This is a genomic window from Methylobacterium sp. Gmos1, assembly GCF_053764715.1.
This window is the reverse complement of sequence record NZ_JBSNCC010000001.1, coordinates 154706-170169: the sequence shown is the minus strand read 5'-3', so window position 1 is coordinate 170169 and position 15464 is coordinate 154706. Positions and strand designations below refer to the sequence as shown.

Genomic DNA, 15464 nt, shown 5'->3' with positions numbered 1-15464 from the left:
CTTCGCCCGAGATGCGCGCCGCGCGGGGTGTGGCCCCGCGCGGCGTCAGTTCGGAGGTGTTCTAGCAAGTCGCCGATGCGGCGGGAAGCGCAGGCCGCGCCGGCGAAACCGAGTCCGCGTCAGCGAAACCGCGTCAGCGCGACCCCGACAGCTCCAGCACGTCGTCGAAGGTCCGCAGGCCCGGCCGCGGCGAGTTCACCAGCACCGCCATGTTGCCCGGCGCGTGCTGGTTCTTCCACATCTTGGTGTGGGCCTCCGGGATCTTGTCCCAGGGAAAGAGCTCGCTCATGCACGGATCGACCCGGCGGTCGATGACGAACTGGTTGGCGGCGGCCGCCTGCTTCAGGTGGGCGAAGTGCGAGCCCTGGATGCGCTTCTGGCGCATCCAGACGTAGCGGGCGTCGAAGGTGATGTTGAAGCCGGTCGTGCCGGCGCAGAACACCACCATGCCGCCGCGCTTCACCACCAGCGCCGAGACCGGGAAGGTCGCCTCGCCCGGGTGCTCGAACACGATGTCGACGTCGTTGCCCTTGCCGGTGATGTCCCAGATCGCCTTGCCGAACTTGCGCGCTTCCTTGGTCCACTCGTTGAACTCGGGCGAGTTGACCTTGGGCAGCTGGCCCCAGCAGTTGAAGTCCTTGCGGTTGATGACGCCCTTGGCGCCCAGGCTCATGACGTAGTCGCGCTTCGACTCGTCGGAGATCACCGCGATGGCGTTGGCGCCGGCCGCGGCGCAGAGCTGCACGCCGAACACGCCGAGGCCGCCCGACGCGCCCCAGATCAGCACGTTCTGGCCCGGCTTGATCGTGTGCGGCGCGTGGCCGAAGAGCATCCGGTAGGCGGTGGCGAGAGTCAGCGTGTAGCAGGCGCTCTCCTCCCAGGTCAGGTGCTTGGGCCGCCGCATCAGCTGGCGCGACTGCACCCGGCAGAACTGGCCGAACGAGCCGTCCGGGGTCTCGTAGCCCCAGATGCGCTGCGTCGACGAGAACATCGGGTCGCCGCCGTTGCACTCCTCGTCGTCGCCGTCGTCCTGGTTGCAGTGGACGATGACCTCGTCGCCGACCTTCCAGCGCCGCACCTTGGCGCCGACCGCCCAGACGATGCCCGAGGCGTCCGATCCGGCGATGTGGAAGTCGGCCTTGTGGACGTCGAACGGCGAGATCGGCTCGCCGAGGCCCGCCCAGACGCCGTTGTAGTTGACGCCGGCGGCCATCACGAGGACGAGCACCTCGTCGTCGCCGATCGACCAGGTCGGCAGCACCTCGATCTGCATCGAGGTTTCCGGCGGGCCGTGCCGCTCGCGCCGGATCGCCCAGGCGTACATCTTCGACGGGACGTGGCCGAGGGGCGGGATCTCGCCGATCTCGTACAGATCCTTCAGCTCAGGCCCGCCCTTGTCGGGCCCAGCCTTGGCCACCGGTTCCACCGCGGCGCTCGCTGCCATCACGTCCCCTCCCTTGAAATGATGCACTGCACCGTGAATTCTAGCGTCGTTCCAGGGGGCCTCAATAGCCCTTTTGGCGGCGTGGCCTACTTGACGGCCTTACGTCAAGGATGACGGCCAAGCCGGGTGTGGTTACCATCCCGGTCCGCGGCGGGCATCCGGACCCGCGGGCGACGGGACAACGAAGGGCGAGGGCGGGAGATGGGCGAACCGGACGTCAAGCGCGACAAGCCGTGGATCATCCGCACCTATGCGGGCCACTCGACGGCGGCGGAATCGAACGCGCTCTACCGCGGCAACCTCGCCAAGGGGCAGACCGGCCTCTCGGTCGCCTTCGACCTGCCGACCCAGACCGGCTACGACCCCGACCACGAGCTCGCCCGCGGCGAGGTCGGCAAGGTCGGCGTCTCGATCGCGCATCTCGGCGACATGCGGACCCTGTTCCAGGACATTCCGCTGTCGCAGATGAACACCTCGATGACCATCAACGCCACGGCCCCCTGGCTGCTGGCCTTGTATCTCGCGGTGGCGGAAGAGCAGGGCGCGCCGTTCTCGGCGCTGCAGGGCACGACGCAGAACGACATCATCAAGGAATACCTGTCGCGGGGCACCTACGTCTTCCCGCCGGGGCCTTCCTTAAGGCTCACCAAGGACGTGATCCTGTTCACGACGAGCCAGGTTCCGAAGTGGAACCCGATGAACGTCTGCTCCTACCACCTGCAGGAGGCGGGGGCGACGCCGGTCCAGGAGCTGTCCTACGCGCTGGCGGTCGCCATCGCGGTCCTCGACACGGTGCGGGACGACCCCGCCTTCGACGAGGCGAGCTTTGCCGACGTGGTCGGGCGCATCTCGTTCTTCGTCAACGCCGGCATGCGCTTCGTCACCGAGATCTGCAAGATGCGGGCGTTCTGCGATCTCTGGGACGAGATCACCCGCGACCGCTACGGCATCGACGACCCGCGAAAGCGCATCTTCCGCTACGGCGTGCAGGTGAACTCGCTGGGCTTAACCGAGCAGCAGCCGGAGAACAACGTCCACCGCATCCTGATCGAGATGCTGGCCGTCACCCTGTCGAAGCGGGCGCGCGCCCGCGCGGTGCAGCTGCCGGCCTGGAACGAGGCGCTGGGGCTGCCGCGGCCGTGGGACCAGCAATGGTCGATGCGGATGCAGCAGATCCTCGCCTTCGAGACCGATCTCCTGGAATACGACGACATCTTCGACGGCTCGACCGCCATCGACGCCAAGGTCGAGGCCCTGAAGACCGAGACCCGGGCGGAGCTCGCCCGCATCGGCGCGCTCGGCGGCGCGGTGACGGCGATCGAGACCGGCCTGATGAAGCGGGCGCTGGTCGAATCGAATGCCAAGCGCATCGCGGCGATCGAGCGCGGCGAGCAGGTCGTGGTCGGCGTCAACAAGTTCCAGAACGGCGAGCCCTCGCCGCTCACCGCCGGCGACGGGGCGATCTTCACCGTCTCCGAGACGGTCGAGATGGAAGCGCAGACCCGCATCAAGGCCTGGCGCGCGCAGCGCGATGCGGCGGCGGTCGCCGCCGCCCTCGACGAGCTCGAGGCCGCGGCGCGGGATGGCCGCAACGTGATGCCGGCCTCGATCGCCTGCGCCAAGGCCGGGGTCACCACCGGCGAGTGGGGCGAGCGCCTGCGCCAGGTCTTCGGCGAGTACCGCGCGCCGACCGGCGTGACGCCGGAGACCGTCACCTCGGGGGCGGCCGAGGAGGCGCGGCTGCTCATCGCCGATCTCGGCGAGCGTCTGGGCGAGGCGCCCAAGCTCGTCGTCGGCAAGCCCGGCCTCGACGGGCACTCGAACGGCGCCGAGCAGATCGCCTTGCGCGCCCGCGACGTCGGCTTCGACGTGACCTACGACGGCATCCGCCAGACCCCGGCCGAGATCGTCGCCAAGGCGCGCGAGCGGGGCGCCCACATCATCGGCCTGTCGATCCTGTCGGGCTCGCACGTGCCGCTGGTGCGCGAGGTCCGGGCGCGGCTTCGCCAGGAAGGCCTCGACCACATCCCGGTCGTCGTCGGCGGCATTATCTCCTCCGAGGACGAGCTGGTGCTGAAGAACATGGGGGTCGCGGCGATCTACACCCCGAAGGACTACGCCCTCGACACGATCATGGTCGGCCTCGCCAAGGTGGTCGAGCGCTCGATCGCCCGGCGCGAGGCGGAGGAGGCGGCGCCGCGGCGGGAAGAGGTGTTCTGACGCGGGGCACGCCCGGGGGAGGAAGTCCGTTCTCCCGGGCCGGGTTCGGGGCCGGTGCGGGTGATCGCGGTGGCGGCGGGGTGGGGTCTTCGATCCCGTCCCTCGCGGTCGGTGCGACAAGGACGGCCCGCCCTCGTATCAATCCAGCATCCGCCGCAGGATCCCCTGCGAGCCCTCGTGCGCGGCCGGCAGCGGCGGGGGCGGCAGCACCGGGCGCACCGGCATCATCGCGCGGAACTGCTGGCGGAAATCCTCGGCGATGCGGTCGGCCTCGGCGGTGCCGCGGATCACCCGCGGGCGGATGAACACCAGGAGCTCGGTCCGGACCCGCTGGTCGACCCGGTTGCGGAAGGCCGAGCCGATCACCGGCAGGTCGCTCAGCACCGGCAGGTTCTCGTTGGTGATCTGCGCCTTCTCCTGCACCATGCCGCCGATGGCGAGGCTGTGCCCGTCCCTCACCGCGACGCTGGTGGCGACCCGGCGCTGGCGGATGGTGGGCGAGTCGATCGCCGAGGTCGTGGTGGGCACGACGTCGCTGACCTCCTGATTGATGTCGAGCACGACGAGGCCGTTCTTGTTCACCCGCGGGGTGACCGAGAGGATCACGCCGGTATCCTTCATCTCGATCTGGTTGAGGATCGGCGCGCCGGCGGTGAGCGCGCTCTGGCCGGTCTGCTTGATGATCGGCACCTGGTCGCCGACCTGGAGCTTGGCGGTGCGGTTGTCGAGCACCGTGATGTTGGGCGAGGAGATGACGTTGACGCGGGTCACGCCCTGGAGCGCGTTCAGCACCACGTTGAAGTCGGTCCCGGCGAGCAGGTAGTTGAAGCCCGGCACGCCGCGGATCGCCGAGGTGATGAGCCCCGCCGTACCGCTCGTCACGGCACTCTTGTCGGTGTCGGTGCTGGCGAGGTTGAAGCGGCTGCCGCGCTCCTTGAGGAACCACTGTACGCCGAAGGCGAGGCTGTCGTTGAGCGTCACCTCGGCGATGACCGTCTCGAGCAGCACCTGGGTCGGCATCGCGTCGAGGCGGCCGAGGATGCGCAGGATCTTGTCGTACTGGTTGCGGGTGGCCGAGATCACCAGGCTGTTGTTGGCGTCGTCCGCGACAATGCCGATGGCGTCCCGCCGCATCCCGGCGCCGGCGCCCGAGAAGCCCGGATCGAGCCCGCCGCCGTAGCCGCCGCCATACCCGCCCCCGCCGAACATCCCGAGCCCGCCCGAGGCGCCGAGGCCCGCCCCGCCGGCAGCGGGATCGCCGGCCGCGGCCCAGCCCGAGCCCGACGGGGAGGCGCCGCCCGCAGCACCTCCCTGCGATCCGCTCCCCGGGGCAGCGCCCGCCAGGGAGCCCGAGCCCCCGCCGAGGCCGCTACCCGAGCCGCCGCCGAAGCCCGCCGCACCACCGGGGCCCCCGCCCGAGCCGTTCCCCAAACCGCCGCCATACCCGCCGCCCATCGCGGCGTAGGCCCCGGACGTACCGCCATAGCCGCCACCCAGGCCCCCCCCGAGGCCGCCGCCCATCCCCGCCATGCCGTAGGCGCCGCCCATCTCGGCCATCACCACGCCCTGGAGCACGCCGGCGAGCTCCTTCGCCGAGCGGTTCTGGATCCGGTAGACGAAGAGCTGGCGCTCGCGGTCGGCCGCGAGGGTCTCGAGCTGCTCCAGGATTGCCCGGGCGCGGTCGAGATAGGCGGCGCGCGAGCTCACCACCAGGATCGCGTTCAGCGCCTCGTTGGGGATGAATCGGATCACGTCGCCGGTGCCGGCGGTCTCGCCGCCGAAGATCTGGGTCAGGTCGCGGGCGAGCGCCACCGGGTTGGTGCTGCGCACCGGCACCATCGCGGTCGACATGCCGCGCATCCAGTCGACGTCGAACACCGCGATGGTCTGGCGCAAGATCCGGATCTGGTTGGCATCGCCCGAGAGGATCAGCAGGTTGCGCGCCCGGTCGGCCCGCAGCACCACCTCGCGCGGCGCCACCGAGCCGAGGATCGCCTGCATCTCGGCGGCCGAGATCCAGCGCAGCGGCACCGCGACCGCACCCGCCTCGGCGCCCACGCCCTGGACCGGGCGGATGTCGGGGGCGGCCCCCGCCGGCACGATCTGCACGCTGCGACCGGAGCGGCGCAGCGACAGGCCGCGGCTCGCGAGCGCCGTCTCGAACATCCGCAGCAGCGCCTCGCGGCTCACCGGCCCGCCGGTCTGGAGCGTGATGGTGCCGGAGGCGCGCTCGTCCAGGCTGTAGCCCCAGCCGAGCGTGTCGGCGAAGACCGCCTTGGCGGCCACCGGCAGCGGCACCTCGACGAGGTTGAGGCTCACCGGCCCGCCGGCGATCGGCTCCCGGGCCGGGGCCTCGCCGCCGATCAACCGGTCGTCGCCGCGCAGGACCAGGGCCCCGGTATCGCGGGCGCCGGCATATCCGGGCCCGATCGGTTCGGCGGCACGGGCGGGGGCGGACCAGCTGCAGGCGAGCGCCAGGGCGAGGACAGGCGCACCTCTGATCATCACCCCGCCGTCCCCGTCGCCTGCTAGCTCACCAGGCGAACGCTAGGGGAGTTATGGTTAATGCGGGGTTGAGAGGGGGGCGTCCGCCGGTCTTCGGCAATGGTCGCAGGCTCCCTCCGCCGCCTGCGCGCACGGCCTGCCGGAGCGCTTCACCGGTCCGGACGGCTATCGGCACTGCGTCAGCAATGAACGGCCAGCACGACCGGCATGCCCGGACGAGGCAACCGCGGCGCGTTAGCGGGCCGAGCCGGCAGCGCACTGCATGTCCCGCGGGATAGACTGGCAGGAACGACAGGAACACTGGCCGCGATGAGGTGTACGACCGTGGGACGGCAGGGTGAGCCGTGTCGTCTCACGGTCCCTGCCGAGCATCGCGTCAGTTGCTGGCGACGTCGGCCTGGTCGCCGTTGCCGCCGGCCTTGCCGTCGGCGCCGAGGCTGTAGACCTCGAACGGGACGCCGGCGGTCCCCGGGGAGCGGTAGAGGTAGGCGTGGCCCCACGGGTCGGTGAGGCCGCGGGCGTCGCGGACGTAGGGGCCGCGCCAGCCCGGGCCGGTCGGCTGCACCAGCGCCTGGAGGCCCTGCTGCGAGGTCGGGTAGGCGCCGAGGTCGAGGTAGTACAGCTCGACCGCCTGGGCGATGTTCTTGACCTGGATGCGCGCCGTCTCGCCCTTGGCGCGGCCGAGATAGCCCAGCACCTGCGGCGTCACCATGGTGGCGATCATGCCGATGATCGCCAGGACGACGAGCAACTCGACCAGGGAGAACCCCGCCTGACGGTTCCGCCGGTCGTCGGGCCGGATCTCTCGCGGCTCGCCGCGATCCGGTTGCGTTGTGGTGAGCATCATGCGGCCTCGGGGCGAGTGGACGATCCGCGCGCCAGGGTGCCGTCTCTTCGTAAAGAAGCCCTCACTGCCGGTCCTGACCGGGCGGCGACGCATCCCGCGGTCGGGATTTGTTATCCAATTCCGGCGAGGATCGGGGCTCGCGACCGCGAGGCCTTGCGGCAGGGGCGTTCGGGCGAGGACTTTTTTCCAAGGCAGGGCAGGGGAGAGGCATGGACCGCTCAGCCGGACACGCGGCCCGCGCGGGGGAGCGCCGCCGACGCGGCCGAAGGATCGCCGGGCTGGCGGTCGCGGGGCTCGTGCTCGCGGGCCTCCTCAGCGGCGGCGCGCTCGCCGCCGAGCCGCTGGTCGTGCCGCTGCCGGCACCGTTCCCGCCGGTCCGCGTGCTGACGCTGCTCGTCGCCCTGCACCTCATCGGCCTGTCCTTCGGCCTCGGCGGCGCCACGATGCTCGACTTCTGGATCCTGCGCTGGATGCGCTGGGGCAGCCTGCCGGGCGAGATCGCCCGCATCTTCCTGTTCGTCAGCAAGGTCGTGTCAGTCGGCCTCGGCCTGCTCTGGCTCTCGGGCCTCGGCTTCCTCGCCGTCTACGCGCTGGAATCGCCGGAGAAATTCGACAACCCGAAGCTCTGGGCCAAGCTCGTGGTGGTGCTGGCGCTCACCATCAACGGCCTCGTCATCCACGCCGTGGTGCTGCCTGGCGTGCTGCGCGACATCGGCCGGCCGATGCTCGACGGGGTGTCGGGCATGCGCACCGGCATCTTCCTGGTCTCGGGCGCGGTGTCCGGCGTGTCCTGGTACACCGCCTTCGCCCTCGGGCTGATGCGCGAGCTGAACGGCCGGGTGCCCGCCAGCCTGCTGCTGGCCCTATGGGTGACCGGGGTCATGGTGGCGTCGCTGGCGGCCTACTTTTACTGGCTGCACCTGCGCGAGTGGAGCGTGCGGCAGGCCAAGATCTCGCGGGAGCAAGCCCCCGAGCCCGCGCCGATGCCGGCACCCGCGGACCTCCTGGCCGAGTCCGCGATCCGCGTCGGCAAGCCCGGGGCCACCCTCGCCGAGACCGCGGCGGCTCTCGCTCTGCCGGCGCCGGTCCATCGTTCGCCTGCGGCAGCCCTGGCCGGGCCCGCGGCCATGCTCGCCGCGCCCGCGGCGCGCCCTGCCGAGGCGAGCCCCGCCCCGCCCCCCCCGGCACCCGTCGCGGCGCCGGCGCGTCCCGGCCGGGCCCGGATCCCCGCCGACCGGATCCTCGCGCCGGCACCGGCCCGGGCCCGCGCGGCCGGACGGGCGTGATGTCGGCCGCCCTGCTCGCCGGCACGGTGCTGCCGGCCCTGCTGCCGCTGCCGCTGACGCTGCCGGCGAGCCTGATCGACCTGCGCCGCCGCATCATCCCGGACGCGCTCAACCTCGGGCTCCTCCTCCTCGGCCTCGGCCTCGCCGGCTGGCGGGACGGGGCGGAGGGGATCGGATTCGGCCTCGCGCAGGCCGGCTTCGCCTACGGGCTGTTCTGGGCGCTACGCGCCCTGCACGCCTGGGCGAGCGGCCGGATCGGGCTCGGCCTCGGCGACGTCAAGTTTCTCGCCGCCGCCACCGCCTGGACCGGGCTCGCCGGCCTGCCGGTCGTAGTCCTGGCGGCGAGCCTCTCGGCGCTGGCGGCGGTCGGGATGCTGGCGCTCGCCGGCCGGGCCGTCGGGCGCGAGACCGCCCTGCCGTTCGGGCCGTTCCTGGCGCTCGGCCTCCACGCCGCCCTGCTGATCGGGCCGGCCGGCTGATGGGCGCGAACGGGGGACAGGCGGGCTTCACGCTCGTCGAGATGCTGGTCACGATGGCGATCCTGGGCCTCGCCGCGGGCGTCGCGTTCCAGTCCCTCGGCCCCGGCGCCCTCGACCGGCGCACCCTGCTCGTCTCCGAGACCGTCGCGGCCGAGATCGGCCGGCTGCGGGCCGAGGCGATCCGCTCCGGCCGGGCCGGGCGCCTCGCCTTCGAGCCGCAAGGCCGCCTCTTCGTCAGCTCCCGCCCCGGCGCGGCGCCGATCCCGGTCGGCGGCCTTGCGGTCGCCGTCGAGCCCGGCCCGGTCGGCCGGCCGGTGCCGGGGGAGGTGCGGCTCCTGCCCGACGGCAGCTCGACCGGCGGGCGGATCCTGCTCGCCGGGGGCGGGACGCGGCGGGCGCTCGCGGTCAGCGCGCTCACCGGCCGGGTGCGGCGGGAGGACGGGCCATGAGCGCGACCATCCCCGCGCGGCGTCGGCGGAGGAGGCCGCGCGGCGAGGACGGCTTCACCACCGTCGAGGTGCTGGTGGCCTTCGGCATCGCCGCCGCCGCGACCATCATGGCGTTCCAGATCGCCGGCACGGCGGCGGCGGCGGTCCGGCGCATCGAGGCGAGCCGCGTCGCCGCCGACGAGGCCGAGGGCGTCGTCCTGCGCCGGCTCGCCGCGGGGCCGCTGCAACCGGGCCTGATCCAGGGCGCGTTCTCGGACGGCACGCCGTGGATCCTCGCGATCGCCGACCTGCGCCCGGCCCTGCGCCTCGGCCGCGTGCCGCCGCTCTGGCAGCTGCGAGTGACGGGCGCCTCGGGGGCGACGATCTACGCCACGCTGATCCCGGGGAAGCAGGAATGATACGAGTTCCGGACGATCCGTTCGGAATTCGTATCGGCAAGCCAGCGCGGCGCCTGAGCGAAGCCGAAATCCGCATCGCGAAGCGATCGATCGGATTTCGTATGAGCCGGATGTCCGGCGCGGTGGCCGCGCGGCAGGCCGGGTTCACCCTGGTCGAGACCCTGGTCTGCCTCGCGCTCGCCGGGCTGATCGGGGTGCTGCTGCTCAACGCGGTGCGGATCGCCGGCGGCGCCTCGGCCGCGGCGGCGCGGGCGGCGGGGGCCGAGGAGGTGCAGTCGGTCCGCGACCACCTGCGGCGCACCCTCGGCAGCCTCGCCCAACGCCGCCCCGATGGCCGCCCCGACGGCCGCCGGCCGACCCTGCGCGGCGGGCCCGACGGGCTCGTGGCGGCGCTTGCCCCCGACCAGACCCTGGAGCGCCCGACCGAGATCGCCCTGACGCTGGCGCAAGTCCCTACCGGCGGCGGCGCCTTCGACCTCCTGGAAAGCCGCAGCGAGGCCGAGGCACCCCCGGGCCAGGCGGCGGCGAGCCACGAGGCGATCCTCGGGCGAATCGCCGGCCTCGCGCTTCGCTACTACGGCGCTCCCGCCGACGGCGCCGCCCCGCTCTGGCTGCCGGCCTGGTCGCGGCCGGACCGGCCGCCCCTCCTCGTCGAGATCCAGGTCGCCTTTCCTCCCGCGGACAGCCGCCGATGGCCCCCCCTCCTGATCGCCCTCGACGCCGGCCCGTGAGCGACCCGGCCGGGCCGCACGCCGACGAGGCCGGCTTCGTGCTGCTCTCCGTGCTGGCGATCTTCATCGTCGTCGGCGCGGTGCTGGCGGCGGCGGTCCTGCAGGTGCGCTCGGCCACCGGCCTCGCCCAGGCCCGGGCCGAGGCGGTGCGGCTCCAGGGCGCGGCGGACGGCATCGCCCGCCTGATCGCCTACGAGCTCGACCTCGGGCGCACCTACCGCCGCTCCGGCACCGAGCTGCCGCAGGACGGCACCGTCACCGCCTGCCCGCTCGGACCGGGGCGCACCGCCTACCTGTCGCTCCAGGACCAGGGCACCCTGATCGACCTCAACGCCACGCCGCGCCCGGCGATGGAGGAGGCGTTCCGGCTCCTCGGCGTGCCGGACCGGGATGCGCTGACGCTCGCGGCCGAGATCGTCGATTACCGCGACCCGGACGACACGCCCGAGCCGGGCGGCGGCGCCGAGCTGCCGCAATACCGCGCCCGCGGCCTGCCCTGGGGGCCACGCAACGCGCCCTTCGCCAGCATCGACGAGGTCGACCGCCTGCCCGCGATGACGCCGGCCCTCGCCGCGCGCCTGCGGCCGGTGCTGACGACCTACAACGAGACCGGCCGCTTCGACCTCGCCGCCCTGGTGCGGCGGGCAAACCCCTCGGCGATCCGCGCGCTGCCGGGCTCCGCCGGGCCGGTACCGTCGCCGCGGCAGGTGTTTCGCCTCTCTGTCGTGGTCGAGGAGGGCCGTGCCCGGGCCGGGCGCTCGGCGGTGCTCAACCTCGGCGGCGGCGGCTTCCTGATCTGGCAGCAGACCGTGGCGGCGGAGGTCGGCGGCGGCATCGGCCACCCGGCTTGCGCGCCGATCGCGGCGGCCCTCGGCTCCAGTCCCTGACGTGGTGCGGACAGGCCCCGCGCAAGTCCGGGGCAGCGTATCCGAGGGAAACCGGCCGCCAGGACCGTGCGTCGCTCGGGATCGCGCAGGATCTACCGGGCGCCCCTATGAGTTGAGCTTCGGACGAACTGCTGGACCGACTCGAGAGACAACGATTCGAGCGACGACAAGGAGCGCGGTGCGATGACGGAGACCAGGGCGGTTCCCCGGTGCCCGGACGTGGTGCTGTCGGATTTCGGCAGCTTCTTCGAGGAGCAGCGCCGCCGCCGCGAGGCTTCCGCCGTGCCGGAACCGTCGGCCGAGACGCCGCTCTCGGCGGAGGACGCGCAGCGCGTCGCGCTCCTGCGCGACATCGTCGCCGAAGTGCTGGAGGCGGCCGGCAGCCAGCTCGAGCCTCACGGGGTGCTGATCGAGCGCGGGCCTTCCTTGCGCGGCCGGCCCGACTTCGAGCAGGCCTACACCCAGTTCATGCTGATCAACCGCCACACCGGCCAGGCCTCGGACGTCTACGTGATGAGCATCACGGATGCCGGCTACTTCCTCGCCAGCGCCTGCGATCCGCGCCTCGACCACGACCATTTCGACCGGCAGGTCACCCACTGCGCCGCCAGCGCGCTCACCTGCGACGTGGTCGCCCGGGTGATGAAGGACGCCATCCTGCACGTCGTCTGAACCCCGGCGGGACGGGGAGGGCGCGACGGCCCGGCCGCGCGCCCTCAACCTTTCCTTAAGTTTTGTTCCAGCGCGGCAGCACAAAAAAGTCGGCTACACATCCCTCTTGACCATCCCTCCGGCAAGGGGCAGCATAGTCCTCGTCGAGTCGAACTCGAGGAGGTGGCCATGAATTCTCAAGGTTGCAGCCCTCACGCGACACATACCGATGCCGGTGACCAGGAAACTCCACCGGACTTCTATCGACAGGGATAGTGGCTCCAGGGCGGGCTGAATACGGTACCGGGCCGAGACGGCCATCGTAATTGTACCGTGCCAAACCACCCGCACCCTGGAACGTGGACCCTGCCTCTTAAGGCTCGTCGGTGCGCCGGCGGGCCTTCGTCGTTTGGGGGGCGGCGCTGGTCATGAGAGCCGCCGCGCCTTCGGCGGTGGCGTGATCGCCCGGCGCCGGCGCGGAATTCTTACCTGCCGTTAAGTTTTCGATCCGCCGCAAAGATCGGGTGCCGCCGGCGACGAATCCGTCTTGACCATCTCTCCCGGCGGGGGCAGCATAGTCACTGTCGAGACGAACTCGAGGAGGTCGCCATGAGATCTCAAGGTTGCAGCCCTCGCGCGACAAGTACCGATACCGGTGACCAGGACACGCCACCGGACTTCTATCGACAGGGATAGTGGCTCCAGGGCGGGCTGAATACGGTACGGGGCCGAGACGGCCATCGTAATCGTACCGTGCCAAACTACCCGCACCCTGAAACGTGGACCCTGCCTCCTCAAGGCTCGTCGGTGCGCCGGCGGGCCTTTGTCGTGGGCGGGGCCTCGTTTCCGTGTTGGCCTGCGCCGTGGTAGGGCCCTCCGCAGGAGGACCTCGATGACATCAGATCGTTTCCGCCGCGGCAGCGATCCCCGGCAGGCCGCCGAGGCGGCGTTCCGCGCCGTGACCCGCAAGGTGCCGGAGGGCCCAGGCCCCGAGGCCAAGGGTGCCACGACGAGCGCCACGAAGACCGCCGTGAAGACGACCGTGCCGGGCGTCCGCGAGACCGTGTCCCTGCGCCTCGACCGCGACGTGCTCGACCACTTCCAGGAGGACGGGCCGGGCTGGCAGGAGCGCATCAACGCCGCCCTGCGCAAGGCGGCCGGCCTCTAGATGCGGCTGCGGCTCGCAGGTCTCCTGCTGCTGCTGGCTGCCCCGGCGCGGGCCGAGGGCGGGCTGGTGACGAACCCGTTCGCGTCGAACTATCCCTCCGTGCCGATCCGCGAGCGGGTTTCTCCGCCATCCGTCAGCGCAGGAACTGCCCGAAGGCCCGCGGCCCGTCCGAGGTCTTCACCGTCCCGGTCACCGTCAGGGACGCGGCATCGATCACCGTGAGGGTGTTCGATTCCCAGTTCGCCACGTAGACGCTCCTCCCGTCCGGGCTCGCCTGGATGCCCTCCGGATACTCGCCGACCGCGAGCCGGGGTCCCGGCGCCAGGGTGGCGGCGTCGAAGGTGCTGACCGTGCCGCCATACTGGTCGGTGACGAAGGCGCGCCCTCCCGCGAGTGCCACCGCGTAGGGCCGCTCGCCGACCGCGACCCGGCCGATCTCCCGGCGCGTCGCGATGTCGACGACCGAGACGTCGTTCGAGCCGACATTGGCGCAATAGGCGCGCCGGCCCTCGGCGTCGATCGTGACGCCGAACGGCCGCGTGCCGACCGGGATCACCGCGACCCGCTGGCGCGTCGCGGTGTCGACGAGGGAGAGGGCGTCGTCGTCCCGGTCCGCCGCCAGCAGGAACCTGCCGTCCGGCGTCGCCGCGAGGCCCGACGGCGAGGTTCCGACCGGGATCTCGGCCACCACCGCGAAGCTCCCCGGGTCAATCTCCCACAGGCGCCTGGCGTACCAGTCGGCGACGTAGACCGCGCCGCTCACCGGGTTCACCCCGACCCCGAGCGGCCCGCCGCCGAGCGCCACCGTGCGCTCGACCCGCCGCGACGCCGCGTCGATCACCACCAGCGCCTTGCCCTCCGGCGCGGTGACGTAGACCCGGGAGCGATCCGGCGACAGGGCGATGCCGGCCGGCGCGCCCGGGACGGGAATCGTCGCCACCACCTTGGCGAGGCCGAGATCGACCACGTCGACCGTGTCGGAATTCTGCGCGGTGAGGAAGGCCTCCGCCGCCCGGGAAGGGAGCGGCCAAAGGCCGATCCCGACCAGCAGGCAGAGCCCGGCGAGAGGCCGGGCGTTGTTCCTGGCAACGGCCCAGGATGCTGACGCATCGGGCCGTTGGTCCATCTCGCATTGTCGACACCAAGCAAGAAGCTTAGCGACAATGCGAGAATGGCACCAAAGGGCATTTTCAATGACCTCTGGTCTCACGAGTTGCCCTTCTCGATCTTCGCCTTCAGGTTGTCGAGGCCGGCGCGATAGAGCGCCTTGACCGCCTTCATCGCCGCCTCGTCGTTCAGTTCGGGCGGCGGATCGTTGTTCATGTAGCCACGGTAGAACGCGCCGTCCCACACCACCTCCGACGCCTTGCCGTCCTCGGCCGGCTCGACCTTGATCGTCGAGGAGTAGTTGTTGACCGGCAGCACCTTCACGTCGACCTTGTTGATCCGGTACGACAGGCTCTTCTGCTCGGCCGAGTATTTGTACAGCTCCTCGTCGACGGTGGCGCCGCCCTTGAGCGTGAGGGTGCGGGTGGCCTTGATCTCGTTGCCGCCCTTGCCCTCGGTCTTCTCGACCGGCGGCAGCCAGCTCATGTCCTGGAAATTGCCGACCACGGCCCACACCTTGTCAGGGCTCGCGTTGATCGTGACCTTCTCCTCGACCTTCTTGCGGGTCGGACCGTGGGCCGTGGCGGGCGCCGCCGCGAAGGCGGCGACGAGGGCGGCCGCGAGGATGCGCTTCATCGGGTGTCTCCTCTCAACGCGGCGTCGTTCTCGACGCCGATTTTCAGACCCGCGTGAGGTCTCACGCGTCGTCGACCGCGAGGGACGCGGCGGCCGCCTGCGGCAGGGCGCCCGCGACCTTCGCGGCGATCCAGTTCCAGGCCTCGCGCTCGGCGGGCCCGGCCGTCTTGGCGACTGCGATGCGGTGGTGGTGCAGTTCGGCCAGCACCGTCTCGGGCGCCAGCAGGTGCAGGCGCGTCGACAGGATCGCCGCCTCCAGCACCGCGTTCACCGCCCGGTTGTGGCCGAGGAACGGCCGGTGCGCCGCCTCGTGCACCACCCGGCCGCGAAAGCGCGGGCGGACGGGGTCGTCGCGCACCTCCACCACCTGCAATTCCATGTGGCCGTAGGCCTCGGCGAGCCGCGGCACCGGGATGGCGCTGGACGGCACGGTCGCCCAGTCGCGCCGGCCGGTGACGCAGCCAGCGATCACCCGGATGTCGGCGGGCGCGGCCGCGGCGAAGAACGGCACGGCTTCCAGGTTGGCGATGGTCGGCGAGGGCCGGAACGGCGCGACCCAGTAATCCTCGCCGTCCTGGATCAGCCCGAACGGCACCAGGTGCAGGGCCCCGTCGGCGGCAGCGGTGGTGACGATGGTCTCGCGGATCAGCGGCACG

General features: G+C 71.9%; 15 protein-coding genes. 9 read left to right on the top strand and 6 right to left on the bottom strand.

Annotated elements, in window-relative coordinates; translation table 11 throughout:
* Nucleotides 1-133 precede the first annotated feature (133 nt).
* Nucleotides 134-1444, bottom strand: a complete 1311-nt coding sequence (gene ccrA, locus ACS5PV_RS00800) for a crotonyl-CoA carboxylase/reductase (RefSeq protein ID WP_455393487.1) — start codon at nucleotides 1442-1444, stop codon at nucleotides 134-136.
* Nucleotides 1445-1645: 201 nt separating this feature from the next.
* On the opposite strand from ccrA, the gene ACS5PV_RS00795 reads away from it, so the two are divergent.
* Nucleotides 1646-3664 carry a protein meaA gene (locus ACS5PV_RS00795; protein WP_455393486.1) on the top strand — a complete coding sequence of 673 codons (2019 nt, stop codon included), beginning with the start codon at nucleotides 1646-1648 and terminating at the stop codon, nucleotides 3662-3664.
* Nucleotides 3665-3802: 138 nt separating this feature from the next.
* Here the strand turns inward: ACS5PV_RS00795 and gspD are convergent, their stop codons facing one another.
* The gene (gene gspD / locus ACS5PV_RS00790; protein ID WP_455393485.1) at nucleotides 3803-6169 is read right to left on the bottom strand and encodes a type II secretion system secretin GspD; all 2367 of its coding nucleotides are present in this window, start codon (nucleotides 6167-6169) and stop codon (nucleotides 3803-3805) included.
* A gap of 376 nt (nucleotides 6170-6545) precedes the next feature.
* Nucleotides 6546-7013: a type II secretion system major pseudopilin GspG gene (gene gspG / locus ACS5PV_RS00785; protein WP_455393874.1), complete on the bottom strand. Its 468-nt coding sequence runs from the start codon at nucleotides 7011-7013 to the stop codon at nucleotides 6546-6548.
* A gap of 212 nt (nucleotides 7014-7225) precedes the next feature.
* Here gspG and ACS5PV_RS00780 point away from each other — a divergent pair, with 212 nt between their 5' ends.
* The 8 genes from ACS5PV_RS00780 to ACS5PV_RS00745 all read left to right on the top strand — a co-directional run bounded on the left by ACS5PV_RS00780 (nucleotide 7226) and on the right by ACS5PV_RS00745 (nucleotide 13065).
* Nucleotides 7226-8302, top strand: a complete 1077-nt coding sequence (locus ACS5PV_RS00780) for a hypothetical protein (RefSeq protein WP_455393484.1) — start codon at nucleotides 7226-7228, stop codon at nucleotides 8300-8302.
* Entirely contained in the window at nucleotides 8302-8781 is a 480-nt protein-coding gene (locus tag ACS5PV_RS00775; RefSeq protein WP_455393483.1) for a prepilin peptidase, read from the top strand. Before ACS5PV_RS00780 ends, ACS5PV_RS00775 begins: the two co-directional genes overlap by 1 nt.
* The gene (locus tag ACS5PV_RS00770; RefSeq protein WP_455393482.1) at nucleotides 8781-9230 is read left to right on the top strand and encodes a pilus assembly FimT family protein; all 450 of its coding nucleotides are present in this window, start codon (nucleotides 8781-8783) and stop codon (nucleotides 9228-9230) included. Before ACS5PV_RS00775 ends, ACS5PV_RS00770 begins: the two co-directional genes overlap by 1 nt.
* Nucleotides 9227-9628: a type II secretion system protein gene (locus tag ACS5PV_RS00765; RefSeq protein ID WP_455393481.1), complete on the top strand. Its 402-nt coding sequence runs from the start codon at nucleotides 9227-9229 to the stop codon at nucleotides 9626-9628. The genes ACS5PV_RS00770 and ACS5PV_RS00765 overlap by 4 nt, the downstream gene beginning before the upstream one ends.
* 101 nt (nucleotides 9629-9729) lie before the next feature.
* A complete protein-coding gene (locus ACS5PV_RS00760) occupies nucleotides 9730-10359 on the top strand; it encodes a prepilin-type N-terminal cleavage/methylation domain-containing protein (protein ID WP_455393480.1) in 630 nt (209 codons plus the stop codon).
* On the top strand, nucleotides 10356-11246 hold the full coding sequence (locus ACS5PV_RS00755) for a general secretion pathway protein GspK (RefSeq protein ID WP_455393479.1): 891 nt from the start codon (nucleotides 10356-10358) through the stop codon (nucleotides 11244-11246). The genes ACS5PV_RS00760 and ACS5PV_RS00755 overlap by 4 nt, the downstream gene beginning before the upstream one ends.
* Nucleotides 11247-11429: 183 nt before the next feature.
* The gene (locus ACS5PV_RS00750) at nucleotides 11430-11918 is read left to right on the top strand and encodes a hypothetical protein (RefSeq protein ID WP_455393478.1); all 489 of its coding nucleotides are present in this window, start codon (nucleotides 11430-11432) and stop codon (nucleotides 11916-11918) included.
* Nucleotides 11919-12789: 871 nt separating this feature from the next.
* Nucleotides 12790-13065: a BrnA antitoxin family protein gene (locus ACS5PV_RS00745; protein WP_455393477.1), complete on the top strand. Its 276-nt coding sequence runs from the start codon at nucleotides 12790-12792 to the stop codon at nucleotides 13063-13065.
* Nucleotides 13066-13198: 133 nt separating this feature from the next.
* Here ACS5PV_RS00745 and ACS5PV_RS00740 read toward each other — a convergent pair whose 3' ends face one another.
* The 3 genes from ACS5PV_RS00740 to ACS5PV_RS00730 all read right to left on the bottom strand — a co-directional run bounded on the left by ACS5PV_RS00740 (nucleotide 13199) and on the right by ACS5PV_RS00730 (nucleotide 15463).
* On the bottom strand, nucleotides 13199-14191 hold the full coding sequence (locus ACS5PV_RS00740) for a YVTN family beta-propeller repeat protein (protein ID WP_455393476.1): 993 nt from the start codon (nucleotides 14189-14191) through the stop codon (nucleotides 13199-13201).
* 80 nt (nucleotides 14192-14271) lie between these two features.
* Entirely contained in the window at nucleotides 14272-14808 is a 537-nt protein-coding gene (locus ACS5PV_RS00735) for an SRPBCC family protein (RefSeq protein WP_455393475.1), read from the bottom strand.
* A gap of 61 nt (nucleotides 14809-14869) precedes the next feature.
* A complete protein-coding gene (locus tag ACS5PV_RS00730; RefSeq protein WP_455393474.1) occupies nucleotides 14870-15463 on the bottom strand; it encodes a DUF447 domain-containing protein in 594 nt (197 codons plus the stop codon).
* Nucleotide 15464: the final 1 nt, after the last annotated feature.